The sequence below is a fragment of the Croceibacterium sp. TMG7-5b_MA50 genome (genome assembly GCF_039830145.1).
Lineage (GTDB): Bacteria > Pseudomonadota > Alphaproteobacteria > Sphingomonadales > Sphingomonadaceae > Croceibacterium.
On the sequence record NZ_CP156082.1, the window covers coordinates 2,744,149 to 2,770,379 of the forward strand.

Below are 26,231 nucleotides of genomic sequence, written 5' to 3' on the forward strand. Positions count from 1 at the left end.
ATGCGCCACCTCACCCCATTCGCTTTGCTGCTGGCCGCTGCCGCCATGCCCGTCACCGCCGCCGTGGTTGGCACCACCGTGCCGCCCAAGTCGCTCGATGCCGCGCAGATCCGCGCCGCGCTGCCCGCCGGGCCGGCGCGGGCGACATGGCTCGCCTGGCTGCAGCAGTCCGAACAGGCGATGGTGCTGGACAAGGCGGTGCTGGAGGCGGAGCGGGCCGCGCTGCGCAAGACCGGGCGGCCGATCCCCGATCCGGCGCCGGAGGGGGACAGCGCCGCCAGCGCGCCGCTCGATCGGGATGCGGCATGGTATGCCGGGGCGGAGGCACGCGCCGTCGCCGACAACATCGTCAGCTTCCAGACGCCGTCCGGCGGCTGGGGCAAGAACCAGGATCGCAGCGGCCCACCCCGTGTGCCGGGTCAGGGCTGGATCGTGCATGACGGGAAGGGCGGCCCGTATCTGGCGCAGGACGGCGCCGGCGGGTGGAGTTTTGTCGGCACGCTCGACAACGATGCCACCATCACCGAATTGCGCTTCCTCGCCCGCGTGCAGGCGGCGCTGCCCGGCGCACCGGGGGAGGCCTATCGCCGATCCTTCCTGAAAGGGGTGCGCTACGTCCTGCGGGCCGAACTTCCGGGTGGCGGCTGGCCGCAGACCTGGCCGTTGCAGGGCCTGTATCACGACGCGCTGACGCTGAACGACAACCTGCTGGTGAACGCCGCCACCCTGCTGCAGGAGGTGGGACGCGGGGCCGAGCCCTACGCCTTCGTGCCGGCGGACCTGCGCGTCGATTCCGCGGCGGCTGCGGCGCGTGCGGTGGATGTGCTGCTGGCGACGCAGGTGCAGGTGGCGGGGCAGCCGACCATCTGGGCGCAGCAATACGACCCGCTGACCCGCCAGCCCATCGCCGCGCGCAACTTCGAACCCGTCGCGCTCTCCACCGGGGAAAGCGCCAACGTGCTGTCGTTCCTAATGCGGCAGGACCGCAGCGATCCGCGCATCGCCCGGTCGGTTGAGGCGGCGACCCGCTGGTTTGCCGATCATGCGCTGACTGACGTGGCATGGCGCGATGCGGGTGAAGGGCGCGGGCGTATGCTGGTGGCGGAACAGGGCGCCGGGCCATTGTGGGCGCGGTTCTACGACACCGCTACGGGTCGGCCGATCTTCGGCGACCGTGACCTCACCATCCATGACGACGTGGGGGAGATCAGCCTGGAACGGCGCAACGGCTATAGCTGGTTCAACACCAGCGGGACCAATGTCGCCCGCGCGCACGAACGCTGGGCCGCTGCCCGGCCCTAGCGGCATGACCCGCAGCCACCCATATCTCCCGCAAAGGAGACATGCCGCCATGACCGACAAGCTGAACCTGACCGATGCCGAATGGCGCGAACGCCTCAGCCCCGAACAGTACCAGGTGCTGCGCCATGGCGGGACGGAGCGGGCGTTCACCGGCAAGTACGACAAGAACAAGCAGGAAGGCGAATATCGCTGCGCCGGGTGCGGGCAGCCCCTGTTCGAATCGGATGACAAGTACGATTCCGGCTCCGGCTGGCCGTCCTTCACCCAGCCCGCGGCGGACGATGCGGTGGAGGCGCACCGCGATATCAGCCATGGCATGATCCGTACCGAAGTGGTGTGCAGCAAGTGCGCCGGGCATCTCGGCCATGTCTTCCCCGACGGTCCGGGGCCGGAAGGGCTGCGTTACTGCATCAACAGCGCGGCGCTGGACTTCCAGCCCAAGGAGTAGGCGGAACGTCGCCGCGCTTGCGTCCATCCCGTTAAGCCGCCATTCCGGCAGGCGGCCGCATGGCGCGCGGCTGACCGGGGCCGTTCTGGACCTGCTGGCAGGATAAAGGCTTTTCATGGCGCAAGCGCGGCGCAGGCGCTCCTCAACTTCTGGATCAGGCTCTTCCCGGTCAGGTCAGCGGCCGCCCCCGCCCGAACGTTCGCGCGCGGGCAAGTGGCTGCGGCGCATCCTGATCGGCGGCGGACTGGTCGTGCTGCTGGCGCTGATCGCCCTCGGCACCTCCGTCTATTTCGCGGCCCGATCCATGCCCAGCTACGGCTCGTTGATGAGCAGCCAGAACGGGCAGACCATCGTGGTCCGCGCGCGCGATGGCAGCGAGATCGTCAATCTCGGCCCGTCCTACGGCGAATGGCTGAGCAGCGACGAGATCCCGCAGGTGATGAAGGACGCGATGGTCGCGGTGGAGGATCGCCGCTACTACTCGCATCCCGGCATCGACCCGATCGGCCTCGCCCGCGCGCTGTACGTCGCCTGGCGCTATGACACGTCGGTCCGCGCGACCAGTACGATCACGCAGCAGCTGGCGCGCAACATCTTCCTCAATTCCAACCGCACCATGGACCGCAAGGCGCGGGAGGCGGTGCTGGCGCTGGCGCTGGAGGCGAAGTTCTCCAAGCAGCAGATCCTGGAGCTGTACCTCAACAAGGTCTATTTCGGCGGCGGCGCCTACGGCATCGATTCCGCCAGCCGCAAGTTCTTCAGCCATTCGGCGAAGGACTTGTCCGTGGGCGAAGCCGCGATCATCGCCGGCCTGGTGAAGGCGCCCAGCCGCTATTCCCCCACCGCCGACACCGATGCCGCGGTCGCCCGCGCCCGCGTGGTGCTGGACGCCATGCAGCGCTACGGCGCGATCAGTTCGTGGGAGGCGGAGGTCGATGTCGACGCCATCCGTCTGAAGGAGGAGGAAGGGCAGAACTCCATCCGCTATTTCACGGACTGGGTGCTGCCGCAGCTCGACCTGCTGCTGCCATACGACAACACCGAACCGGTGGAGGTCTGGACCACGATCGACCCGGCCATGCAGCGCGCGGCGCAGCGGGCGATCAGCGCCAATGCGCCTGGCGGGGCGCAGGGCGCGCTGGTCAGCCTGGACCGCGACGGCGCGGTGCTGGCGATGGTGGGCGGCACGGATTACGTCCGCTCCAACTACAATCGCGCGACGGAGGCGTTGCGCCAGCCCGGCTCCGCCTGGAAGCTGTTCGTCTACCTCGCCGCGCTGGAGAACGGCTACACCCCCGATGATGCGGTGGTGGACAGCCCCGTCACCATCAACGGCTGGAGCCCGCGCAACAGCAATGGCCGCTTCACCGGGCAGATCGATGTCCGCACCGCGTTCGCCTATTCGGTCAACACCGTGGCGGCGCAGCTCGGCAACGAGGTCGGCTTCTCCAGCGTCGCCGCCATGGCGCGCCGGTTCGGCATCACCACGCCCATCGCCACCAACCCGGCCATGGTGCTGGGCGCGTCCGAAGTGCGCCTGATCGACATGACGCGCGCCTTCGCCGCCGTGTCCGCCCGGGGCGAGTCGATCGAACCCTACGGCATCACCCGCGTCACCACCGGCGGCGGTGAGCTGCTTTACGCGCGGGAGCCGGAACGCCGCGACCTGCTGGTCCCCGAATATGTCGCTGCCGGCATCACCGACCTGCTACAGACGGCGGTCAGCACCGGCACCGGCCGCGCGGCGCAGATCGGCCGCCCGGTGGCGGGCAAGACCGGCACCACCACCAGCAACAAGGATGGCTGGTTCGTCGGCTTTTCCAGCGGCATCACCACCGGGGTGTGGATGGGCCGCGACGATGCGCGCGCCGTGGGCGGCCTGCAGGGCGGCACCGCGCCCGCCCGCGCCTTCGCCGATTACATGCGCGTCGCCGTAGCGAGCCGCCCGATCGAACAGTTCCAGACCGAGCTGAAGCTGCCCGGCTGGCAGCTCGAGCCGGATGACGAGTACCTGTTCGGCGGCGATCCGGAAGACGGCTACTTCATGTATGACGAGCAGGGTAATCCGATCGGCCCCTATCCCGAGGAACCGGGATATGACGATGGATCGGGCGTGGAGCTGCCGCCTGCCGGCGACCCCCGTCGCCCGGTGCAGGTGCGCCCTCCGCCACCCGGCCAGCAGCCGCCCGCCGCCGTGGGCGACGACTTCCTGGACCAGGCGCTCGGCCGGGAGGAATCCGCGCCGCCGCAGCGTTACCGCCGACCGCCCCCGCCGCGGGAGCGGGACGATACCCGCCTCTACACCTCCAACTAGGATCGGGTCGCCTGATGCCTGAATTGCGGCCGCCACAGGCGGTGATCTTCGACATGGACGGTACGCTGCTGGATACGGAGGCGGTGGAGCATGCCGCCCACGCCGCGGCGGCGAAGGCGATCGGCCGCGACCTGCCGGCGGACGTGCTGCTGCAATTCGTCGGCGTGCACCGTGAAGGCAACCTCGCGCGGCTGGCCACCTTGTGGGACGATGCGGAGGCGCCGCTCGCCTTCTACCGCGAATCCGACCGGCTGTTCGGCGAGATGTGGCGACGGGGCGTGCCGTTCCGTCCGGGCGCCATCGAGTTGCTGGACGCCTTGCGCGCAATCGGCCTGCCATTGGGCCTGTGCACCTCTACCCGCGCGCCCCACGCGCAGGAACGGCTAGCCGGCGCCGGCATCCTGGACCGGTTCGCCACGGTGGTGACGGTCAGCGACGTGACCAATCCCAAGCCCCATGCAGAGCCGTACCTCCTGGCGGCGGAGCGCCTCGGCGCTGACCCGACCGCCTGCGTGGCGGTGGAGGATTCGCCCAACGGCCTCGCCGCCGCGGCCGCTGCCGGGATGATGGCGCTGCTGGTGCCGGACCTGGCGCCGGTCACGCCCGTCACGCGCGATATGGCGACGGCGGTGCTGCCCGACCTTGCCGCCGTGGGCCGTTGGATCGCCGCTCTGCCGGGCTGATCCAGCCGCGCGATACGAAAAAGGGCGCCGCAGGTTGACCCCGCGGTGCCCTTCTGCCTGTCAGCGGAGGCGCGGTTTACTGCGCGCTCAGCCGCACCGGGATGGAGGTGGACGGTGCGCCCCGCGCCCGGACACGCAGCAGGATCGCTTCGCGCCCTTCGCTGCGGGCGGAGCGGATGGCCCCTTCCAGATCGCCGACGGTGGCGACGGGATTGCCGTTTGCCGCCTCGATGATGACGCCGCGGCGAATGCCCTTGCGCGCCGCATCGGCCGATTGCGCCGTAGCCAGCACCACTAGCCCGCGGGTGTCATTGGCAACGCCCAGCTGGCGCGCGATCACCGGCGTGATCGGCGTCACCTGCAGCCCCAGCGCCTGCGGCACCAACCCGTCGCCGCTCGGCGCCGGCTGCTGCTCGGGCGCTTCCTCGTCCATGTTGAACTGCTGGGCGTTCAGCTCCTCGGCACTCGGTCGGCGGCCGACAGTGACCTGCACGGTGCGACGCTGTCCGTTGCGGATGATCTCCAGCGGGATGCGCGTGCCGGGCGCGGTGTTCGCCACCAGGTAGGACAGCGACTGTTCCGGGGTGACTTCCTCACGGTTCACCGTCAGCACCACGTCGCCCGCCTGCAGTCCGGCCTGCTCCGCCGCCTCGCCGGGCTGTACGCCCTGGATGAACTCGCCACGGTTGGCGGCGATGCCCAGCGCCGCGGCCAGATCCTCGTTCATCGGCTGGATCTGCACGCCCAGATAGCCGCGCACGATTTCCTCGCCCGCGATCAGCTGCTGCACGATCGGTGCGGCGATGTCGGCCGGGATGGCGAAGCCGATGCCTACGCTGCCGCCGCTGGGGCTGAAGATGGCATTGTTGATGCCGATCACGTTGCCCTGCATGTCGAACAACGGCCCGCCCGAATTACCCCGGTTGATGGAGGCATCGGTCTGGATGTAGCGATCATAGGCGGCGCCGCCGCCAATGGACCGCAGCACGGACGAAATGATGCCGCTGGTGACCGTGCCGCCGAGGCCGAACGGGTTGCCGATCGCGACCACCCAGTCACCCGCGCGCGCGGCGGTAGAATCGCCGAACTTCACGAAGGGGAACGGCTCGCTGCGGGCAATCTTCAGCACGGCAAGGTCGCTCTCGGCATCATTGCCGACGACTTCCGCCTGGTATTCGTTGCCGTCGGGCAGCGTCACCGTTACCTGCTCCAGCTCCGCATTGCTGTCGGGCGGGTTGATGACGTGGTTGTTGGTGACGACGTAGCCGTCAGCGCTGATCAGGAAGCCGCTGCCCAGCGACTGCGCCTCCCGCGTCTGCTGCCCGCCCTGGTTGCCGAACATCCCTTCGAACGGGGTACCGGCGAAGGGATTGTTGTTCACCGTTACCCGCTGCCGGGTGGAGATGTTGACCACCGCCGGCTGCAACTGCTCCGTCAGGTCGGCGAAGCTGGCGGGGGCACCGGCGCGCGGGACGACATTGGTCATCCGTCCCGCATCGTTCTGCGCCACCTGGGCGCCGGCGGGGAAGCCGGAGATCAGCGAAAGGCTGGCGGCGCCAGCCAGCAGGGCGGCGGTGATACCGTAGGAATAACGGGCGGGCTTCACGTTGGTGGGGGTCCTCTGCGAAAATACGGCGGCCGGGACCGCCGATCAGGTGTGCCACGATAGCAGCACACCCGGTGAACTGCATTTGAACGCTGCTACTGGTTTCCGTTCCGGAATTGTCGCAGATAGTCGTTGTCGGGCGACAGGATGATGTTGCTCTCCCCCTCGCCCATCTCGAACGTGCGGCGGTACGACTGCATCGCGCGGTAGAAGTCGTAGAAGTCCGGGTCCTTGCCATAGGCATCGGCATAGGTGCTCGCGGCGTTGGCCTCCGCCGTCGCCCGGATGATCTGCGCGTCGCGCTGGCCGCCCGCTCGGATGGAGGCGGCCTCCTGCTCCCGATCGGTTTCCATCCGCGTGAAGGCGGCCTGCAACGGCGTGCCGTCGGGCAGATCGGCGCGCTTGATGCGCACGTCGATCACCTGGGCGCCATATTGCCGCGCCTGCCGGTCAAGCTGAGTGCGGATGTTGCTCATCGCGTTGCCGCGTTCGGGCGTCAGCAGGCTGGCGAAGCTGCGCCGGCCCAGTTCCTGCCGCAGTACGCTGGTCAGGATGGGAGACAGCTGCGTGCGCAGGTTCTCCTCCGTACCGGCATTGCGGACCATGGCCACCGGGTCGATGATCCGGAACCGGGCATAGGCATCGACCTGCAGGCGCTGCTGGTCACTGGACAGGACCTGCTGGCGCTCCATGTCGAGGTCCAGCACACGCCGGTCGACATACTGCACCCGCTCCAGGAACGGGATGCGGGCGGAAATGCCGGCGCCAGTGTCGCCGAACGGCACGTCCGGGCGGAACCGGTTGATGACCCGCACCGGCTCACCCGTGCGGACGACGACCGCCTGCTGCGTTTCGGGCACGATCACTAGGCTGCTCAGCGCGGCGACCAGCAGCACGGCGGCCGCGATGATGGCGAATTTGTAACGGCTCCAGACGACGTCCATCACTGGTCTCCCGGCTGGGTGCGGGCGGCGGGTGCGGGCTGCCGCGGCGGCTGCGGGTTGCGGCGGTTCACCTCCGGCAACGGCAGGTATGGGGTCACGCCGTTCGATTCGACGATCGTCTTGTTGGTCTTGCCCAGCACGCTTTCCATGGTCTCGTAATACAACCGCCGCCGGGTCACTTCGGGCGCCTGGCGGTATTCCTCGTAGATCTTGTTGAACTCGGTCGCGTCACCCTGCGCGCGGGCGAGCAATTGCTGCGAATAGGCTTCTGCCCGGTTGATTTCCGCATCGGCGTCCTGCTGTGCGGCGGACACGTCCTTGAACGCCTCCACCACCCGCTCGGGCGGCTCGGTCCGGCCGATGTCGACACCCTGCACCGCGATGCCGGAGCGATAGGCATCCAGGATCTGCTGCATCCGCGTACGCACCCGCTCCTCCACGGTGGCACGCCCGGCGCCGGACACGACGCTGTCGAAGGTCTGTTCCGCCACCGACGCGCGCATCGCCGCCTCGGCCACCTCGCGCAGCGTCTCCTGCGGTTCGGCAAGCTGGTAGCGGAAGAGCTTCAGGTCCTTGATGTTCCAGCGGATCAGGTAACTGAGGTCGACGAGGTTCTGGTCGCCCGTCAGGATCAGCTGCTCCGCATTGCCGTCAGGCATCTGCTCGGACTGGATGGAGGTCACGTCCGTCACCTCCACGTTCTGCAGCGGCCAGGGCAGCGTCATGTTGAGGCCGGGGTTCAGCGTGTGGCTGTACTTGCCGAAGGTGGACACGATGCCCTGTTCCTTGGGCCCGACCTGGTGGATGGACGTGGCGAGCACCAGCGCGGCGACCACGCCGCCCACGATGATCGGCACCCAGCTGCCGCCATTGGCGCGGCGCGGCATGCGGAAGCCGGGACCGCCCGGCCCACCCGGGCCGCCGCTGCGACGGCGCGGCCCTTCGGGGCCGCGATTGCGGAAGATGTCCTCTATGCTGGCCGGCCGGCGCGGACGATCCGCCCCGCCGGTGCCGCCTTCGCCGCCGCCGGGCAGCCATGGATTGCGCGGGCCGCGTGGTGGCGGGGTCGGGTCTTCGCTGCGCGGACCTTCCCCGCTGGACGGCTCCCCGCCGGACGGTGTTCCGTCACCTTCGGGCGTGCCGCCCCACGGGCTGCGCTTGCCCGCCATTGCCAAAGTCCACCTGCCCAACCGACCACGTCTGTCCATCATGCAAACATTTATAGAAGGCGAAGCGGCAAAAAACAGGGGCGCGACGGCGCATTTTCGCTGCAGCGCTCCGTCTGACGCGATAGAGGCGGCGCCCATGGCCGCCATCGACCCCGCTTCCGACCACCCGCTCGCCCGTGCCGTGCCGGCCGAACTGCAACCCCGCATCCGCTCCCTCCGGCAGGCGGAGGACGGCACCGTCACCGCCATCGTCGATGCCGCCGGGATGGATCGCGGCGCGGCGGGCAAGCTGCAGGAGAGGCTGGAGCAGGCGCTGGCCGCCGTGCCGGGCGTCGCCGCCGTGCGCGTGGCGCTGATGGCGGACAAGGTGGAGCGGCGGATCATTGCCGTCGGATCGGGCAAGGGCGGGGTGGGCAAGTCCACCCTGACCGCGAACCTGGCGGTTGCGCTGGCCCAGGGCGGGCTGAAGGTCGGTGTCGTCGATGCCGACATCTACGGCCCCAGCCAGCCCACGCTGCTCCATGCCGAAGGGGTGAAGCCCACCGCAACGGGGCAGCAGCTGAACCCGGTCGAATGCGCCTGGGGCCTGCGCATGCTGTCCATGGGCCAGCTTGTCGAGCCGGGCCGCGCCATCGCCTGGCGCGGGCCGATGGTCGGCAACGCGCTGGCGCAGATGATGGACGCGGCGTGGGGCGATACGCAGGTGCTGCTGGTCGACCTGCCGCCGGGCACGGGCGACGTGCAGCTGACCATGCTGCAACGTTTCAAGCCGGCGGGGGCGGTGATCGTGTCCACCCCGCAGGATCTGGCGCTGATCGACGCCACCCGCGCGCTCGACCTGTTCCGCACCGCGGGCGTGCCGATCGCCGGCCTGGTGGAGAATATGGCCGGCTATGCCTGCCCGCATTGCGGGGAGGTGTCCGATCCGTTCGGGCGCGGCGGCGCGGAGGCGACCGCGGCTGAGCTGGACGTCCCGTTCCTGGGCCGCGTGCCGCTGGCAATGGCGATCCGCGCCGCCAGCGATGCGGGCCAGCCGCCCGCCGCGATGGCGGGCGCGGAAGGCGACGCGTTCCGGGCGATCGCCGCGCGACTGGCGGGCTGGCTGAAGGGCTGAGCGGATGGTGACCCGGCGGCAGCTGATCGGCGGCGCGGCGGCCGGCGGCGGGCTGCTGCTCGCCTGGCAATTGCTCGACCGCGATCACCTGCCGCCGCTGCCCGGCCGTGATGGGGAGGCGGTGTTCGGCCTGTGGCTGAAGATCGACCGGCACGGAATCGTCACCGTCGCCATCCCGCAGCTGGAGATGGGGCAGGGCATCACCACCCTGCTGGCGCAGATCGCGGCGCAGGAACTGGGCGCGGACTGGCGGCAGGTCGCGGTGGAGCCCGCGCCGGTCAGCGCCGGCTACGCCAACCTGCCGCTGGCGGCGCGCTGGATCCCGCTGCGCGACCCGCTTGTACCAGCGCTGGCACGATCGCCTGACGATGCCCTGCTGCGCCGCTGGGCGCGCACCCACCGCTTCACCGCCACGGCGGAGGGGACCTCGCTTCCCGCCTACGAGCAGCCGCTGCGCGATGCCGCCGCCGCCGCGCGCGCCCTGCTGTGCATGGCCGCAGCGGAGCGGTGGAAGGTCGCGTGGGAGGAGTGCGAGGCGGCGGACGGCTTCGTCACGCACGAAGGGCGCCGTATCGGCTTCGGCGCGCTGGCCGATCGGGCGGCGGAACTCAGCCCGCCGGACCCGCCTCCCTTGCGGGCGGAACCGCCGACCGACCCCACCCCGGCGGGGGAGCCGACTGCCTTCCCCCGGCTGGACGCGCCGGCGAAGGTCGATGGCAGCTGGCTGTTCGCCGGCGACGTGCGCCTGCCGGGCATGCTGCATGCGGCCATCCGCCATGGTCCGCTGGACCGGGCGGCGCTGGGCAGCTTCGACCGCGCGGCCGCCGCGAACGTGCCGGGAATCGTCGGCGTGGTCGCGAACCGCCGCTGGCTGGCCGTGGTCGCGCGCGACTGGTGGAGCGCGGAGGCGGCGCTCGCCGCCATGGCGCCCCGCTTCCGCGCCGAGGATCCGGTGGACAGCGGGCGGATCGCGCAACTCCTCGACACCGCCTTGCGCGAAGGGGAGGGGCAGGAGGTCGCCGCCCGCGGCGCCGCTGAAGCGTCCGCCGGCCGCCCGACGCTGGCCCACCGCTACGACATCGCGCCTGCCGCGCATGGCACGGTGGAGACCGCCAGCTGCACCGCGCGGCTGGCCGATGGCCGGCTGGAACTGTGGCTGGCGACCCAGGCGCCGGAGCAGGCGCGCGCCGCCGCGGCGAAGGCGGTGGGCGTGTCGCTCGGCCGGACGGTCCTCTATCCCATGCCCGCGGGCGGCAGCTTCGACCGGCGGCTGGAGCATGAGCATGCGGTGGAGGCGGCGGTGATCGCGCAGGCGGTCGGCCGCCCGGTGCAACTGACCTGGAGCCGCTGGCAGGAACAGCTGCGCACCCGTCCACGTCCACCCGCCGCCATCGCGCTGACCGCCCGGCTCGGGCCGGATGGTACGCTGGCAAGCTTCGCCGCCCGCATCGCCACGCCGCCGGCGGCGCTGGAATTCGGGGAGCGCCTGCTGGAGAACCGCACCGCCTGGGCTGCACGCGAGGCGGCCGCGGGGCGTGCCGATCCGCTCGCCTGCACCGGCCTGCTGCCGCCCTATCGCGCCGGGCATGCCCTGGTGGAACATGTGCCCGTCACCCTGCCGCTGCCCGCTGGCCGCCTGCGCGGCAATGCCGACGGGATCACCTGCTTCGCCGTCGAGAGCTTCATGGACGAACTGGCCCGCGCCGCCGGGCGGGAGCCGCTGTCGTTCCGCATCGCGCTGCTGGGCGACGATCCACGGCTGGCACTGTGCCTGCAGCGCGCCGCGCGACTGGCCGGGTGGGATGGCGGCGCACCCGGCAGCCGGATGGGCCTGGCCTGCCATCGCATGCAGCTCGGGCCCGCCAGCGGGCGCATCGCGCTGGTCGCCAGCGTGGCGCCCGGTGGCGGCCACGTCACGCGCCTCGCCGCCTCGGTCGAGATCGGCCGGGTCATCAACCGCGATATCGCCCTGCAGCAGATCGAGGGCGGGCTGCTCTACGGCCTCGGCCTCGCGCTCGGCTCTGCCCTCTCCTACGAAGGGGGCGTCGTGCGGCAGGGGCGGCTGCGGGACCTCGGCCTGCCGCGGCTGGCCGAATGCCCGGAGATCGGCATCGACCTGCTGGAAAGCGACGGGCACCCGTTCGACCCTGGAGAGCTGCCGGTGGCGCCGGTCGCGCCGGCCATCGCCAACGCGCTGTTCGCCGCCACTGGCAATCGCCTGCGTGCCCTGCCGCTGGTAGGGAGCACAACATGACGCTCCAGCCGCAATCGCTGCCCCCCGCTCACCCGCCTGTCCGCACCGGCCGCATCGGCGTGCTGCTGGTCAATCTCGGTACCCCCGACGCGCCCGACACCCCGTCGGTCCGCCGCTACCTGGCGGAGTTCCTATCGGACCGGCGCGTGGTGGAGATCCCGCCGATCGCCTGGCAGCCGATCCTGCGCGGCGTGATCCTGACCACCCGGCCGAAGAAGAGCGCGCATGCCTACCAGCAGGTATGGACGGAGGCGGGATCGCCGCTGGCGGCGATCACCGCCGACCAGGCGAGCCGGTTGCAGCAGGCGCTGGGTGACGCGGTGCAGGTCGCCTGGGCCATGCGTTATGGCCGGCCGGCGATCGCGGCGGAGCTGCAGCGGCTGCACGATGCGGGGTGCGAGCGGATCCTGCTCGCGCCGATGTACCCGCAATATTGCGCCGCCACGACCGCCACGGTTGTGGACAAGGCTGCGGACAAGCTGCGGACGATGCGTTGGCAACCTGCGCTGCGCACCCTGCCGCCCTACCATGACGACCCGCTCTACATCGATGCGCTGGCGCAGGATCTCGGACGGCAGCTGGACGCGCTGGAGTTCGTGCCGGAGGTATTGCTGCTGAGCTTCCACGGCATGCCGCAACGCACGCTGGAGCTGGGCGACCCCTACCATTGCCACTGCCGCAAGACCGCACGCCTGCTGGAGGCGGCGCTGGCCCGCCCAGCCTTGCGCTGCGTCACCACTTTCCAGTCGCGCTTCGGCCGGGCCAAATGGCTGGAACCGGCGACGGATAATGTGCTGGCGGCGGAAGGGAAGGCCGGAACCAGGCGCCTCGCCATCGCCGCGCCCGGCTTCGCCGCCGATTGCCTGGAAACGCTGGAGGAGTTGGCGATCCGCGGGCGGGAGCAATTCATGGCGGCTGGCGGCGAGCAGTTCCATGCGCTCGACTGCCTCAATGCCGGCTCGCCCGGCATGGCCATGCTGGAGGCGCTCGTCAGGCGCGAGCTGTCCGGCTGGCTGTAACCGGGCGGATCAGGAGAAGTCGATCGCGATCCCGTCCTTGACCCAGTCGCCATACCGGGTCGGGCTCAGCTCGTCATGCTCAGTGCCTGGCTTGGGGGCCGGGGGCGGGGCGTCGCTCCAGTAAGCGGGCTTGGCGAAGCTGTCGGGTCGCTGGGTGGCACGCTCTGTCATATGAAGCAGTTGGGACGACTGGCCCTGACGCGCAAGGGCCATTAGGGGGTGCCATGGCCCAAAGCCCCACTCAAGAGAACCGCAGCAACAATCCTCCCGCCGCCGGCCTGCCCGCGCGCCGCGCCGCGCTGAAGCTGCTCGATGCCGTGCTGCGCCGTGGCGAGACGCTTGATCAGGCGGAGGCGGGCGCCCTGCGCGGGGTGCAGGCGCCGGCCGACCGGGCACTCGCCCGCGCCATCGCCGGGGAGACGCTGCGCTGGATGGTCGATCTCGATGCGCTGATCGACAGCGCGACCCGGCTGCGGCTGGCCGACGATGCCAAGGCGCGCGGTGTGCTCCGCCTGATGCTGGCGCAATGGCTGCGATTGGGCACGCCGCCCCATGCGGTGGTGGCGACCGGGCTGGACCTGCTGGCGGGCGGGCCACGGCGGCTGGCGCATGGCGTGTTCGGCGCGTTGGTGCGACAGGGCGCCGCTCTGCCCGACGTGCCCACCTTGCCGCCGCTGGTGGCGGAGCGGTGGGGCAGCCGCGCCCCGGCGATCGCCGCAGGTCTCGCCGTCCCGCCGCCGCTCGACCTGACGCTGCGCGATCCCGCCGCGACCGGCGAGTGGACCGAACGGCTTGGCGGCACCAGCCTCGCCCCCGGCCATGTCCGCCTGCCGCGCGGCAGCGCGGTGGAAACGCTGCCCGGCTTTGCCGAAGGGGCATGGTGGGTGCAGGACCTCGCGGCCTCCATCCCCGCGCGCCTGTTGGGTGCGGGTGACGGGCGGCGCGCACTCGACTTGTGCGCCGCGCCGGGTGGCAAGACGTTGCAATTGCTGGCGCAGGGGTGGGAGGTGACCGCCCTCGACATCAGCCGCCGCCGACTGGGCCTGCTGGGCGACAATTGCGCGCGTCTGGGCCTGTGGGCGAAGATCGTGGTGGCGAACGCCCTCGACTGGACGCCGGAGGAGCCGTTCGACGCCATCTTGCTCGACGCGCCCTGCACCGCAACCGGCACCGCCCGCCGCCACCCCGACGTGCTGCACCGCGTCAGCCCGCAGCAGATCGAAGGCATGGTGGACCTGCAGGCGAAGCTGCTCGACCGCGCCGCCGGCTGGCTGAAGCCCGGCGGCACGCTGGTCTACGCCGTCTGCTCGCTGGAGCGGGAGGAGGGCGAGGCGCAGGCCCCGCGCATCTCGCTGCAGGCGGTGCCGGTCACCGCGGACGAACTGCCCGCCGGTGTCTCGCCCACCGCAGAAGGCTGGGTCCGCACCCATCCGGCGCTGCTGTCAGACCAGGGTGGCATGGACGGCTTCTTCGTCGCGCGCTGGCGGGCGGGCGGGGTAGCGGCCACTGGGTAAGTAGCCACAAGGCAGCGCTGTCCTACACGGCGCGCATCTGTCATCGCGCGGGGTATGCCTCGCCACCCCCTCCAGCAGTCCGGATCCCGACCCGTCCGGCGTGTCATTCCGCCTGCCGCCGGCAGGCGTGGGAGGTGTCAACTTAGTGTCAACTTCCAGCACGGACGGATCGCCGACGCCCATGAAAAAGGGCGGCAACCCCACGGGGTGCCGCCCTTTTCCTGAACCGGGCCGGCCCTTGTGCAGGGCCGGCGCCAGGCCGATTACTTCAGCTCAATCGTGCCGCCGGCGGCTTCGATCTTGGCCTTGATGTCCTCGGCCTCGGCCTTGTTCACGCCTTCCTTGATCGGCTTGGGCGCGCCTTCGACCAGCGCCTTGGCTTCGGTCAGGCCCAGGCCGGTGATGGCGCGGACTTCCTTGATGACCTGGATCTTCTTGCCGCCGTCGCCGGTCAGGACGACGTCGAACTCGGTCTTCTCTTCCTCAGCAGCGGCACCGGCGCCACCGGCGGCCGGGGCGGCCACGGCAACGGCGGCAGCGGCGGAAACGCCCCATGCTTCTTCCAGCGCCTTGGCGAGCTCGGCAGCTTCCAGCACGGTCAGGGCGGACAGGTCTTCAACGATCTTGGCGATATCGGCCATGATAATACTCCGTTCGATAAGGTTGCCCCACGGGCCGGCCTATCGCCGTGCCCGTGGATATTCGCATTGGTGTCGCGGCTTACGCGGCTTCCTTGTCGCCATAGGCGGCAAAGACGCGGGCAAGCTTGGCGGCGGGCGCGGTGGTCAGCTGGGCGATCTTGGTCGCCGGTGCCTGCACCAGGCCGATGATCGTGCCCCGCAGCTCGTCCAGCGACGGCATGGAGGCGAGCGCCTTCACACCTTCGGGGTCGAGCACCTGCGCGCCCATGGAACCGCCGACGATCTCGATCTTGTCCGTGCTCTTGGCAAAGTCGACCACGGCCTTCGCCGCGGCGACCGGATCGGTCGAGTAGGAGATCGCGGTCGGGCCGGACAGGAAGCTGTCCAGACCCGAATAGTCGGTATCCTTGATGGCGAGCTTGGCGAGGCTGTTCTTCGCCACCTTATAGGTCGCACCCACTTCACGCATCTTCGTGCGCAGTACGGTCGACTGCGCGACCGACAGGCCGAGGTTGCGGGTGATCACCACCACGCCGGCCTCGCCGAAGACTTCGCTGAGCTGGGCGACCGAATCGGCTTTCTGCGAGCGATCCATGCCTTACTCCTTCACTTGTGGCTGCACGGCGGACACGACGGCCCGCCGGGCGACCGGCTGCGTTGTCCCGCACCGCCAGGGCGGCACGGGGCGGGTCCGTTGCGACAAGGGAAGGAGACGCCACGGTGGAACCGATGGCGCGAACGGGTGCGATGACCCGGTATGATCCTGTTCCCCATCTCGGCTGGCAATTAAGGGGCGAACCCCACCAGCTGTCTCGGACGGTCGATTCGGTGGACGCGAAAAGGCCCGCCGGATCGGGGCGGGCCTTTAGCGTGCCGGCGGCAAACGTCAAGCCGCGGCATGGCAGGCGGGCTGCCTTTACATCTTGTCGGCCTGGTCCTCCAGGACCTCCGCCTCGTTCTCCATCCGCTGGGCGGCGGCCGGGTTCGTATCCTCTAGCGCATCGGCCCGCTCGTCCAGCCGTTCGGAGGCTTCGTCGATCATCTCGCCCTGTGCTTCCAGCTGGCGGTCGATGACCTCGCCCGTAGCTTCGGCCTGGCCGTTCACATTGTTGATGTTGTCGATCTCCTCGCCTGCCTGTTCCGCCGGGCCGTCACAGGCGGCCAGGCCAAGGGCGAGCGGGAGCGCGCATAGGATCAGCTTCGTCATGTCTTCTAGTCCCCACTGCTTTGAAGCTGATACAACATATTGCAAAAGCAGTAGTTCCGGCGGACGCTCCTCCTCAGTGCCGGTCGTAGCCCAGGATGTCGCCGGGCTGGCATTCCAGCTCGCGGCAGATCGCCTCCAGCGTGGAGAAGCGGATCGCCTTGGCCTTGCCGGTCTTCAGGATCGACAGGTTGGCGAGCGTCAAGCCGATCCGCTCGCTGAGTTCCGTCAGTGTCATGCGGCGGGCGTGCAGCAGGTCGTCGAGCTTCACCACGATGTTCCCTCCTTCTTCCGCCGGCATCACACGATTCCTTCAAGGTCGGCGCGCATCGCGGCACCTTGGCGGAACACGCGGGCGAGGATGAACAGGGTGAGGATCAGGATCGGGCCGCTGAAATCCAGGCCGAAACCATGATCCGCCTGCACCGGGTCCGCGTCGGTCGCCGGCAGCATGGACACCAGGCGGTAGCCGACGCCCATCATGAACAGGCTGAGCATCTCGGCCCCCAGCATGATCCACGCCATCCCGGTCAGGCGATCGGCATTTGCCGGCACGAAAGGATCACCCTGCCCGACCGTGCGAATGATCCGGCGAAGGTTCTGAAGGAACAGGAACAGCAGCACCACGATCCCTAGCGCCATGATCAACAGCGCCGTGACCGGCACCAGCGGCAGCACGAATGCAGGATCCGCCATCTCGGTCCGGACGCCGGCGATGATGTCATCCCAGAAGAACTGGACCGCGGGAAGGGCGATGAGGAGGGCCGCAGTGGCCAGCACCAGCGCCGCCTGGAACAGCAGGACGATGGCATTGGCGATCGCGAGCAGTGGATCGATCTGACGGATGGACATGGTCATTACTCCCTCGGGCGATCAGGCGAGCAGCGGGGCGGCGGCAAGCAGGGGCTGGGCGGCGGATGCAGGCAGCAGCGCAATGGTGGCGATGAGCAGGGCGGCAAGTGCCGCGCCGGTATGGCGAATAGACAGGTTCATATCGATCTCCGGCAATGTCATTGTTGTTTATCGATACGTCAGGTCGGGCATATCGTCAATCAATAATATTGCTTTTCGATATGTCGCCGTAGCCAATGCCGGGATCGGGCCGGATGGTTGACCACCTGCGGGACTCCCCTTATATGCGCCCTCTGCCGGACAGCTTCGAGAAAGCCGGGCCTTGCGCGGGGGCCTGTGCGATGGATGGACATCCGGCACCCCGTGAGACGAAGCCAGTGCTGCCACGACCATCCCATGGGGGTGAGTCGCCGGGCGGCCTTCCGTGCGTCTCGCGTCCCCGCCAGCAAGATTCATCTGCCGGCGCAAGCGTGCCGGCTTTATCCGAAGAGGCACCACCCTTCATGGCCACCGACTTCTCCGAGGCGACCGGCACCAGCACCGGCACCACGATCGCCAGCAAGAAGAAGCGCATCCGCAAGATTTTCGGCGACATCCACGAAGTGGTGCAGATGCCGAACCTGATCGAGGTGCAGCGCGAAAGCTACGAGCAGTTCCTGCGCTCCGACGCGTCGATCGGCTATGTCTCGGGTCTGGAGAAGACCCTGCGCTCGGTGTTCCCGATCCGCGACTTCGCCGGCACGGCGGAACTGGACTTCGTCCACTACGAGCTGGAAGACCCCAAGTACGACACCACCGAATGCCGCCAGCGCGGCATCACCTATGCCGCGCCGATGAAGGTGACGCTGCGGCTGATCGTGTTCGAGGTGGATGCCGAGACTGAGACCCGCTCCGTGCTCGATATCAAGGAGCAGGACGTGTACATGGGCGACATGCCGCTGATGACAGAGAACGGCACGTTCATCGTCAACGGCACGGAGCGCGTGATCGTCAGCCAGATGCACCGTTCGCCGGGCGTGCTGTTCGACCATGACCGCGGCAAGACGCACAGCAGCGGCAAGTTCCTGTTCGCCGCGCGCGTGATCCCATATCGCGGTTCGTGGCTGGATTTCGAGTTCGACGCCAAGGACATCGTCAACGTCCGTATCGACCGCAAGCGCAAGCTGCCGGTAACGGCGCTGCTCTATGCGTTGGGCATGGATGGCGAGGATATCCTCAACCACTTCTATCAGACCGTGACGTGGAAGCGCGGCCCCAGCGGCTGGCAGATTCCCTTCGTGGCGGAAGCCTGGCGCGGCCAGAAGCCGACCTTCCCGCTGGTGGATGCCAAGACGGGCGAGGAGGTGTTCCCCGCCAACCAGAAGGTCAGCCCCCGTGCCGCCAACAAGGCGGCCAAGGATGGTCTGGAGACGCTGCTGATCCCGACGGAAGAGGTGTTCGGCCGCTATTCCGCGCGCGACCTCATCAACGAGAGCACCGGCCGCATCTACATCGAGGCGGGCGAGGAAGTTTCGCCGGAGAACCTCGAAAAGCTGGACGCTGCCGGCATCGACCAGCTGGAGCTGCTGGATATCGACCACGTCAGCACCGGCGCGTGGATCCGCAACACCATGCAGGCCGACAAGGCGGAGAACCGCGACGAGGGCCTGGAAGCCATCTACAAGGTGATGCGCCCCGGCGAGCCGCCGACGAAGGAGACGGCCGAGGCTCTGTTCGAAGGCCTGTTCTTCGATGGCGAGCGCTACGACCTGTCGGCCGTGGGCCGCGTCAAGCTGAACATGCGCTTGGGTCTCGATGCCGAGGACACCGTCACCACGCTGCGCAAGGAGGATATCCTTGCCGTGGTGAAGGAGCTGGTCGACCTGAAGGACGGCAAGGGCGAGGTCGACGACATCGACAACCTCGGCAACCGTCGCGTGCGTTCCGTTGGCGAGCTGCTGGAGAACCAGTACCGCGTCGGCCTGCTGCGCATGGAGCGTGCGGTTAAGGAGCGGATGTCGAGCGTCGACGTCAGCACCGTCATGCCGAACGACCTGATCAACGCGAAGCCGGCGGTTGCCGCGGTGCGCGAGTTCTTCGGCTCGTCACAGCTGTCGCAGTTCATGGACCAGACCAACCCGCTGTCCGAAGTGACGCACAAGCGCCGTGTCTCGGCGCTTGGGCCGGGTGGTCTGACGCGTGAGCGCGCCGGCTTCGAGGTGCGCGACGTTCACCCGACGCATTATGGCCGCATCTGCCCGATCGAAACGCCGGAAGGCCCGAACATCGGCCTGATCAACTCGCTGTCGACCTTCGCCCGCGTCAACAAGTACGGCTTCATCGAGACACCGTACCGCCTGGTCGAGGGCAACCGCGTCACCGGCGAGGTCAAGTACCTGTCGGCGATGGAGGAGCAGCGCCACACCGTCGCACAGGCCTCGGCCGAGCTGAACGGCGATGGCGGCTTCGTGGAGGACCTGGTGTCCACCCGCCAGAACGGCGAATTCGCGATGAGCCCGCGCGAGCAGGTCACGCTGATGGACGTGTCGCCCAAGCAGCTGGTTTCGGTCGCCGCATCGCTGATCCCGTTCCTGGAGAACGACGACGCTAACCGCGCGCTGATGGGCTCCAACATGCAGCGTCAGGCTGTGCCGCTGGTGAAGGCGGAAGCGCCCTTCGTCGGCACCGGCATGGAAGAGACCGTCGCGCGCGATTCCGGCGCGGCGATCTCCGCCACCCGGTCGGGCGTGGTCGATCAGGTGGATGCGACCCGCATCGTGATTCGCGCCAGCGGGGAGGTCGACACGACCAATCCGGGCGTCGACATCTACACGCTGCAGAAGTTCCAGCGATCGAACCAGAACACCTGCATCAACCAGCGTCCACTGGTGAAGGTGGGTGACGTGGTGTCGCAGGGCGACATCATCGCCGACGGTCCCTCGACCGATCTCGGCGAGCTGGCGCTGGGTCGCAACAGCCTCGTCGCGTTCATGCCGTGGAACGGCTACAACTACGAGGACTCCATCCTGATCTCCGAGCGGATCGTGAAGGACGACGTCTTCACCTCGATCCATATCGAGGAGTTCGAGGTGATGGCCCGCGACACGAAGCTGGGGCCGGAGGACATCACCCGCGACATCCCGAACGTGGGCGAGGAAGCGCTGCGCAACCTCGACGAGGCGGGCATCGTCTATATCGGCGCCGAAGTGCATCCGGGCGACATCCTGGTGGGCAAGATCACGCCCAAGGGCGAAAGCCCGATGACGCCGGAAGAGAAGCTGCTACGCGCCATCTTCGGCGAAAAGGCGAGCGACGTGCGCGACACCTCGCTGCGCCTTCCGCCGGGCGTGTCCGGCACGATTGTCGAGGTGCGGGTGTTCAACCGCCACGGCATCGAGATCGACGACCGTACCCGCGCGATCCAGAACGAGGAGATCGAACGTCTCAAGAAGGACAGCGAGGACGAGCGCGGCATCCTGAACCGCGCCACCTACAATCGTCTGCGCGAGATGCTGGACGGGCAGGTCGCCGCGGCGGCGCCCAAGGGCATCAAGAAGGGTACCGCGATCGACGGTGCGCTGCTGGACGGTGTCGACCGCCACGACTGGTTCAAGTTCGCGGTGGCCGACGACAACGTGCAGGCGCAGCTTGAGGCGGTGAAGGGCCAGTATGATGAGGCCGTGAAGCGCATCAAGGACAAGTTCGAGGACCGCAAGGAGAAGCTGGAGCGCGGCGACGAGCTGGCGCCGGGCGTGCTGAAAATGGTCAAGGTGTTCGTCGCGGTGAAGCGCAAGCTGCAGCCGGGCGACAAGATGGCCGGCCGTCACGGCAACAAGGGCGTCATCAGCCGCATCCTGCCGATCGAGGACATGCCGTTCCTGGAGGACGGCACCCATGTGGACCTGGTGCTGAACCCGCTGGGCGTGCCGTCGCGCATGAATGTCGGCCAGATCTTCGAAACCCACCTGGGCTTCGCCGCCCGCGGCCTGGGCATGGAGATCAGCCGGATGCTGGACGATTGGCGCGAGGCCAATCCCGACCCGCAGGCGGCGCCCCCGCCGGCGGCCATCGTGGACCGGCTGAAGGACATCTATGGCGACCAGTACCATGAAGACCTCGACAGCCGTTCCACGGCCGAGGTGGTGGAACTGGCCGGCAACCTGCGCACTGGCGTCCCGATGGGCACACCGGTGTTCGACGGCGCGCGGGAACAGGACGTGTCCGACATGCTGATCAAGGCGGGCTATGCCTCGTCCGGCCAGTCGACGCTGTATGATGGCCGCACCGGCGAGGCGTTCGATCGCCCCGTTACCGTGGGCATCATCTACATGCTGAAGCTGCATCACCTGGTGGACGACAAGATCCACGCGCGTTCCATCGGCCCCTACTCGCTCGTCACCCAGCAGCCGCTGGGCGGCAAGGCGCAGTTCGGCGGCCAGCGCTTCGGCGAGATGGAGGTGTGGGCGCTGCAGGCATACGGTGCGGCCTACACGCTGCAGGAAATGCTGACGGTGAAGTCCGACGACGTGGTCGGCCGAACCAAGGTGTACGAGGCGATCGTCAAGGGCGACGACACGTTCGAGGCCGGCATTCCCGAAAGCTTCAACGTGCTCGTCAAGGAGATGCGCTCGCTGGGTCTTAACGTCGAACTCGCCTCCATGGACGAGGGCGAGGATGACGACGGCCTGCAGATCGCGGCGGAGTGACAGGTGGCCGGGCGGCAGCGATGCCGCCCGCCGCTGTCCCAAGATTTTCCCCCTCATGGGATGAAAACAGATGAATGAACTGACCAAATTCACGAACCAGCTGGCCAAGCCCGAGACGTTCGACCAGATCCAGATCGGCATCGCCAGCCCGGAGAAGATCCGGTCCTGGTCCTTCGGCGAGATCAAGAAGCCGGAGACGATCAACTACCGCACGTTCAAGCCCGAGCGTGACGGCCTGTTCTGCGCGCGCATCTTCGGTCCCGTGAAGGATTACGAGTGCCTGTGCGGCAAGTACAAGCGCATGAAGTACAAGGGCGTGGTGTGCGAGAAGTGCGGCGTCGAGGTGACCGTCACCAAGGTCCGCCGCGAGCGCATGGGCCATATCGAGCTGGCCGCGCCCGTTGCGCACATCTGGTTCCTGAAGTCGCTGCCGAGCCGCATCGGCCTGCTGCTCGACATGCAGCTGAAGCAGCTTGAGCGGGTCCTGTACTTCGAGGCGTATATCGTCACGGAACCTGGCCTGACGCCGCTGGAGAAGTTCCAGCTGCTGTCCGAGGACGAGCTGCTCGACGCGCAGGACGAGTATGGCGAGGACGCCTTCACCGCCGATATCGGCGCGGCGGCGGTCAAGACCATGCTGATGGACCTGGACCTGGAGCAGGAGCGCAAGGACCTGCTGGGGGAGCTGGAGACCACCAAGTCGACGCTCAAGCCCAAGAAGATCATCAAGCGGCTGAAGGTCGTCGAAAGCTTCATCGATTCCGGCAACCGTCCGGAATGGATGATTCTGGAGGTCGTGCCGGTCATCCCGCCCGAACTGCGCCCGCTGGTCCCGCTGGACGGCGGCCGGTTTGCGACGTCCGACCTCAACGACCTGTACCGCCGCGTCATCAACCGCAACAACCGCCTGAAGCGGCTGATGGAACTGCGCGCGCCCGACATCATCGTGCGTAACGAGAAGCGCATGCTGCAGGAGGCGGTCGACGCGCTGTTCGACAACGGCCGTCGCGGCCGCGTCATCACCGGTGCCAACAAGCGTCCGCTGAAGTCGCTCAGCGACATGCTGAAGGGCAAGCAGGGCCGTTTCCGCCAAAACCTGCTGGGCAAGCGCGTCGACTACTCGGGCCGTTCAGTTATCGTGACCGGGCCGGAGCTGAAGCTGCACCAGTGCGGCCTGCCCAAGAAGATGGCGTTGGAGCTGTTCAAGCCGTTCATCTACGCGCGCCTCGACGCCAAGGGTCTGTCGATGACCCTGAAGCAGGCCAAGAAGTGGGTCGAGAAGGAGCGCAAGGAAGTCTGGGACATCCTGGACGAGGTGATCCGCGAGCACCCGGTGCTGCTGAACCGCGCGCCCACGCTCCACCGTTTGGGCATTCAGGCGTTCGAGCCGGTGCTGATCGAGGGCAAAGCGATCCAGCTGCACCCGCTGGTCTGCTCCGCCTTCAACGCCGACTTCGACGGCGACCAGATGGCCGTTCACGTTCCTCTGTCGCTCGAAGCGCAGCTGGAAGCGCGCGTGCTGATGATGTCGACCAACAACATCCTCAGCCCCGCGAACGGCAAGCCAATCATCGTGCCTTCACAGGACATGGTGCTGGGACTGTACTACCTCTCGATGGACCGCGAAGGCGAGCCGGGCGAAGGTAGCGTGCTGGCGGACCTGGCAGAGGTGCACCAGGCGCTGCATGTCGGCGCGGTCACGCTGCACACCAAGATCGTCAGCCGCGTTCCGCAGACCGACGAGAAGGGCAAGCAGTACATGGCCCGCGTGGAAACCACGCCCGGTCGCATGCTGATCGGCGAGTGCCTGCCCAAGAGCCACCGGGTGCCCTACAGCGTCATTAATCGCCTTCTGACCAAGAAGGAGATCGGCGACGTGATCGACCAGGTGTATCGCCACACCGGCCAGAAGGACACGGTGCTGTTCGCCGACGCCATCATGGCGCTGGGCTTCCGCAACGCGTTCAAGGCCGGCATCAGCTTCGGCAAGGATGACATGATCATCCCCGACAGCAAGGTGCAGCTGGTGGACGAGACCAAGGCGCTGGTTGCCGATTACGAGCAGCAGTACCAGGACGGCTTCATCACGCAGCAGGAGAAGTACAACAAGGTGATCGACGCCTGGAGCCGTTGCGGCGACCAGGTGGCGAACGCCATGATGGACGAGATCCGCGCGGCGCCGCTGGACGAGAATGGCCGGCAGAAGCCGATCAACTCGATCTACATGATGAGCCATTCGGGGGCGCGTGGTTCGCCGGCGCAGATGAAGCAGCTCGCCGGCATGCGCGGCCTGATGGCGAAGCCTTCGGGCGAGATCATTGAGACGCCGATCATCTCCAACTTCAAGGAGGGCCTGACCGTCCTTGAATACTTCAACTCCACCCACGGCGCCCGCAAGGGGCTGGCGGACACGGCGTTGAAGACGGCGAACTCCGGCTACCTGACGCGCCGCCTCGTCGACGTGTCGCAGGATTGCGTCATCGGCGAGATCGATTGCGGCACCGAACGCCTGCTGGAGATGCGCGGCATCATCCAGGGTGGCAGCGTGATCGCCTCCCTAGCGGAGCGTATCCTGGGGCGCACCGTGGGCGAGGACATCGTCAACGCCACCACCGGAGAGGTGATCGCCAAGGCCGGCACCCTGCTGGACGAACCGATGGTGAAGATCATCGAGGATGCCGAGGTGCAGGTGGCGAAGATCCGGTCGCCGCTGGTGTGCGAGGCGAAGGTCGGCGTGTGCGCCACCTGCTACGGCCGTGACCTGGCCCGTGGTACGCCGGTGAACATCGGCGAGGCGGTCGGCGTCATCGCGGCGCAGTCCATCGGCGAGCCCGGCACGCAGCTGACCATGCGTACGTTCCACATCGGTGGCGCGGCACAGGTGAACGAGACCAGCCATCTGGAATCGATCAGCGACGGCCGCGTGGAGTATCGCGACATCCCGACCATCACGGACAAGCGCGGCCGTCGGCTGTCGTTGGCCCGCAATGGCGAGATCGCGGTGATCGACGCCGAGGGTCGCGAGCGCGCCATCCACCGCGTGCCCTACGGTACCGTGCTGATGCACGAGAACGGCGGGACCGTGAAGGAAGGCGATCGCCTGGCCGAGTGGGACCCGTTCACCCTGCCGATCATCACGGAAACCGCCGGTATCGTCCGGTATCAGGACCTGGTGGAAGGCAAGACGCTGGAAGAGCGGGTGGACGATGCCACCGGCATCGCCCAGCGCGTGGTGATCGAGTACCGGGCGGCCGGCCGTTCCAAGAAGGAGGACCTGCGTCCGCGCCTGACCCTGCTGAACGAGGCAGGTGGCGAAACGGAGGCTGCGCGCTACATGCTGGCGCCCGGCACCACCATGTCGGTCGAGGACGGGCAGCAGGTCGAGGCGGGCGACATCCTGGCGCGTGCCAGCCGTGAAGCCGCCAAGACCCGTGACATCACCGGCGGTCTGCCGCGCGTGGCCGAACTGTTCGAGGCGCGGAAGCCCAAGGACAACGCGATCATCGCCAAGATCAGCGGCCGGGTGGAATTCGTCCGCGACTACAAGGCGAAGCGCAAGATCGCGATCATCCCGGAAGAGGGCGATCCGGTGGAATACCTGATCCCCAAGACCAAGGTGATCGACGTCCAGGAAGGCGACATGGTCCGCAAGGGCGATACGCTGATCTCGGGCTCCCCCGATCCGCACGACATCCTGGAAGTGCTGGGTGTCGAGGCGCTGGCCGAGTACCTGGTGAACGAGATTCAGGAGGTCTATCGTCTGCAGGGCGTGAAGATCAACGACAAGCACATCGAGGTGATCGTTCGCCAGATGCTGCAAAAGGTCGAGATCAGCGATGGTGGCGACACCACCCTGCTGCCGGGCGAGCAGCTTGACCTGGCGGAGATGCTGGAGGTCAATGCCGGCCTGCCCAAGGGTAAGGCGCCGGCGGCTGGCTTCCCCATCCTGCTGGGCATCACGAAGGCGAGCCTGCAGACACGGTCGTTCATCTCGGCCGCGTCGTTCCAGGAGACCACCCGCGTGCTGACGCAGGCGGCGGTCGAAGGGAAGAAGGACATGCTGAACGGTCTGAAGGAGAACGTGATCGTCGGACGCCTCATCCCTGCCGGTACCGGTGCGGGCATGAATCGACTGCGGGTCACCGCCACCAGCCGTGATGCCGCCATCCGTGCGCAGTGGAAGCGGGCGCAGGAGGCTCTGATCGCTGCCAATACGGCGGAGGAGGAGCACGCTGCCGAGCTGCTGCAGGGTGAAGAGGCGGCGATCGGCGACGATCCGCTGGCCCGGATGGAAGGGGAGACGCATGGCACCGATGCCGATGCCGGCGACTACCTGATCCAGAGCGACGAGACGCCTGAAAGCGAGCCCGACGCCGAATAAGCGTCGCAGCCGCGGCCAGGATCAACCCCGTCGGGCCTTTGGGTCCGGCGGGGTTTTTCTTTGCCCCGGCCAAGCGGTTGTGCGCTGCACCACCGCTTGAT

The 26,231-nt window shown here is 68.1% G+C and carries 20 protein-coding genes; 10 read left to right on the forward strand and 10 right to left on the reverse strand.

Annotated elements, in window-relative coordinates; all coding sequences use genetic code 11:
* The 4 genes from pelA to V5740_RS12805 all read left to right on the forward strand — a co-directional run bounded on the left by pelA (nt 1) and on the right by V5740_RS12805 (nt 4,747).
* Nucleotides 1-1,302, forward strand: a complete 1,302-nt coding sequence (gene pelA / locus V5740_RS12790) for a pectate lyase (protein ID WP_347302855.1) — start codon at nt 1-3, stop codon at nt 1,300-1,302.
* Between the two features lie 49 nt (nt 1,303-1,351).
* Nucleotides 1,352-1,750: a peptide-methionine (R)-S-oxide reductase MsrB gene (gene msrB / locus V5740_RS12795; RefSeq protein ID WP_347302856.1), complete on the forward strand. Its 399-nt coding sequence runs from the start codon at nt 1,352-1,354 to the stop codon at nt 1,748-1,750.
* 115 nt (nt 1,751-1,865) lie between these two features.
* Nucleotides 1,866-4,064 carry a PBP1A family penicillin-binding protein gene (locus V5740_RS12800; RefSeq protein WP_347302857.1) on the forward strand — a complete coding sequence of 733 codons (2,199 nt, stop codon included), beginning with the start codon at nt 1,866-1,868 and terminating at the stop codon, nt 4,062-4,064.
* Between the two features lie 14 nt (nt 4,065-4,078).
* Nucleotides 4,079-4,747: an HAD family phosphatase gene (locus tag V5740_RS12805; RefSeq protein ID WP_347302858.1), complete on the forward strand. Its 669-nt coding sequence runs from the start codon at nt 4,079-4,081 to the stop codon at nt 4,745-4,747.
* 76 nt (nt 4,748-4,823) lie between these two features.
* On the opposite strand, the gene V5740_RS12810 is transcribed toward V5740_RS12805, so the two are convergent.
* From V5740_RS12810 to V5740_RS12820, 3 genes are all read right to left on the reverse strand, one after another.
* Nucleotides 4,824-6,353: a Do family serine endopeptidase gene (locus V5740_RS12810; RefSeq protein ID WP_347302859.1), complete on the reverse strand. Its 1,530-nt coding sequence runs from the start codon at nt 6,351-6,353 to the stop codon at nt 4,824-4,826.
* 95 nt (nt 6,354-6,448) lie between these two features.
* Nucleotides 6,449-7,297, reverse strand: coding sequence for a protease modulator HflC (locus V5740_RS12815; protein WP_347302860.1), 849 nt, complete (start codon nt 7,295-7,297; stop codon nt 6,449-6,451).
* Nucleotides 7,297-8,466 carry a protease modulator HflK gene (locus V5740_RS12820; protein ID WP_347302861.1) on the reverse strand — a complete coding sequence of 390 codons (1,170 nt, stop codon included), beginning with the start codon at nt 8,464-8,466 and terminating at the stop codon, nt 7,297-7,299. Before V5740_RS12820 ends, V5740_RS12815 begins: the two co-directional genes overlap by 1 nt.
* Before the next feature lie 136 nt (nt 8,467-8,602).
* Between V5740_RS12820 and V5740_RS12825 the strand changes: the two genes are divergently transcribed.
* From V5740_RS12825 to hemH, 3 genes are read left to right on the forward strand one after another with little or no spacing between them, the layout of a single operon-like run.
* The gene (locus tag V5740_RS12825) at nt 8,603-9,580 is read left to right on the forward strand and encodes an Mrp/NBP35 family ATP-binding protein (RefSeq protein WP_347302862.1); all 978 of its coding nucleotides are present in this window, start codon (nt 8,603-8,605) and stop codon (nt 9,578-9,580) included.
* A 4-nt stretch (nt 9,581-9,584) separates the two neighbouring features.
* Nucleotides 9,585-11,834, forward strand: a complete 2,250-nt coding sequence (locus V5740_RS12830; RefSeq protein WP_347302863.1) for a molybdopterin cofactor-binding domain-containing protein — start codon at nt 9,585-9,587, stop codon at nt 11,832-11,834.
* Nucleotides 11,831-12,853, forward strand: coding sequence for a ferrochelatase (hemH, locus tag V5740_RS12835; RefSeq protein WP_347302864.1), 1,023 nt, complete (start codon nt 11,831-11,833; stop codon nt 12,851-12,853). The genes V5740_RS12830 and hemH overlap by 4 nt, the downstream gene beginning before the upstream one ends.
* Before the next feature lie 9 nt (nt 12,854-12,862).
* On the opposite strand, the gene V5740_RS12840 is transcribed toward hemH, so the two are convergent.
* Complete coding sequence (locus V5740_RS12840) at nt 12,863-13,024, reverse strand: DUF1674 domain-containing protein (protein ID WP_347302865.1); 162 nt, start codon at nt 13,022-13,024, stop codon at nt 12,863-12,865.
* A 53-nt stretch (nt 13,025-13,077) separates the two neighbouring features.
* On the opposite strand from V5740_RS12840, the gene V5740_RS12845 reads away from it, so the two are divergent.
* A complete protein-coding gene (locus V5740_RS12845; RefSeq protein ID WP_347302866.1) occupies nt 13,078-14,367 on the forward strand; it encodes an RsmB/NOP family class I SAM-dependent RNA methyltransferase in 1,290 nt (429 codons plus the stop codon).
* 263 nt (nt 14,368-14,630) lie between these two features.
* Here the strand turns inward: V5740_RS12845 and rplL are convergent, their stop codons facing one another.
* From rplL to V5740_RS12875, 6 genes are all read right to left on the reverse strand, one after another.
* Entirely contained in the window at nt 14,631-15,008 is a 378-nt protein-coding gene (rplL, locus tag V5740_RS12850) for a 50S ribosomal protein L7/L12 (protein WP_347302867.1), read from the reverse strand.
* A 79-nt stretch (nt 15,009-15,087) separates the two neighbouring features.
* Nucleotides 15,088-15,603: a 50S ribosomal protein L10 gene (gene rplJ / locus V5740_RS12855; RefSeq protein WP_347302868.1), complete on the reverse strand. Its 516-nt coding sequence runs from the start codon at nt 15,601-15,603 to the stop codon at nt 15,088-15,090.
* 321 nt (nt 15,604-15,924) lie between these two features.
* The gene (locus tag V5740_RS12860) at nt 15,925-16,215 is read right to left on the reverse strand and encodes a hypothetical protein (protein ID WP_347302869.1); all 291 of its coding nucleotides are present in this window, start codon (nt 16,213-16,215) and stop codon (nt 15,925-15,927) included.
* Between the two features lie 73 nt (nt 16,216-16,288).
* Nucleotides 16,289-16,513 (reverse strand): helix-turn-helix transcriptional regulator, encoded by a 225-nt coding sequence (locus V5740_RS12865; RefSeq protein ID WP_347302870.1) that lies wholly within the window; start codon nt 16,511-16,513, stop codon nt 16,289-16,291.
* Nucleotides 16,513-17,064 (reverse strand): DUF2975 domain-containing protein, encoded by a 552-nt coding sequence (locus tag V5740_RS12870; RefSeq protein ID WP_347302871.1) that lies wholly within the window; start codon nt 17,062-17,064, stop codon nt 16,513-16,515. The genes V5740_RS12865 and V5740_RS12870 overlap by 1 nt, the downstream gene beginning before the upstream one ends.
* A gap of 21 nt (nt 17,065-17,085) precedes the next feature.
* Nucleotides 17,086-17,226 (reverse strand): hypothetical protein, encoded by a 141-nt coding sequence (locus V5740_RS12875; protein ID WP_347302872.1) that lies wholly within the window; start codon nt 17,224-17,226, stop codon nt 17,086-17,088.
* A 341-nt stretch (nt 17,227-17,567) separates the two neighbouring features.
* Between V5740_RS12875 and rpoB the strand changes: the two genes are divergently transcribed.
* Complete coding sequence (rpoB, locus tag V5740_RS12880) at nt 17,568-21,749, forward strand: DNA-directed RNA polymerase subunit beta (RefSeq protein WP_347302873.1); 4,182 nt, start codon at nt 17,568-17,570, stop codon at nt 21,747-21,749.
* Nucleotides 21,750-21,819: 70 nt separating this feature from the next.
* On the forward strand, nt 21,820-26,130 hold the full coding sequence (gene rpoC, locus V5740_RS12885) for a DNA-directed RNA polymerase subunit beta' (protein WP_347302874.1): 4,311 nt from the start codon (nt 21,820-21,822) through the stop codon (nt 26,128-26,130).
* Nucleotides 26,131-26,231 lie beyond the last annotated feature (101 nt).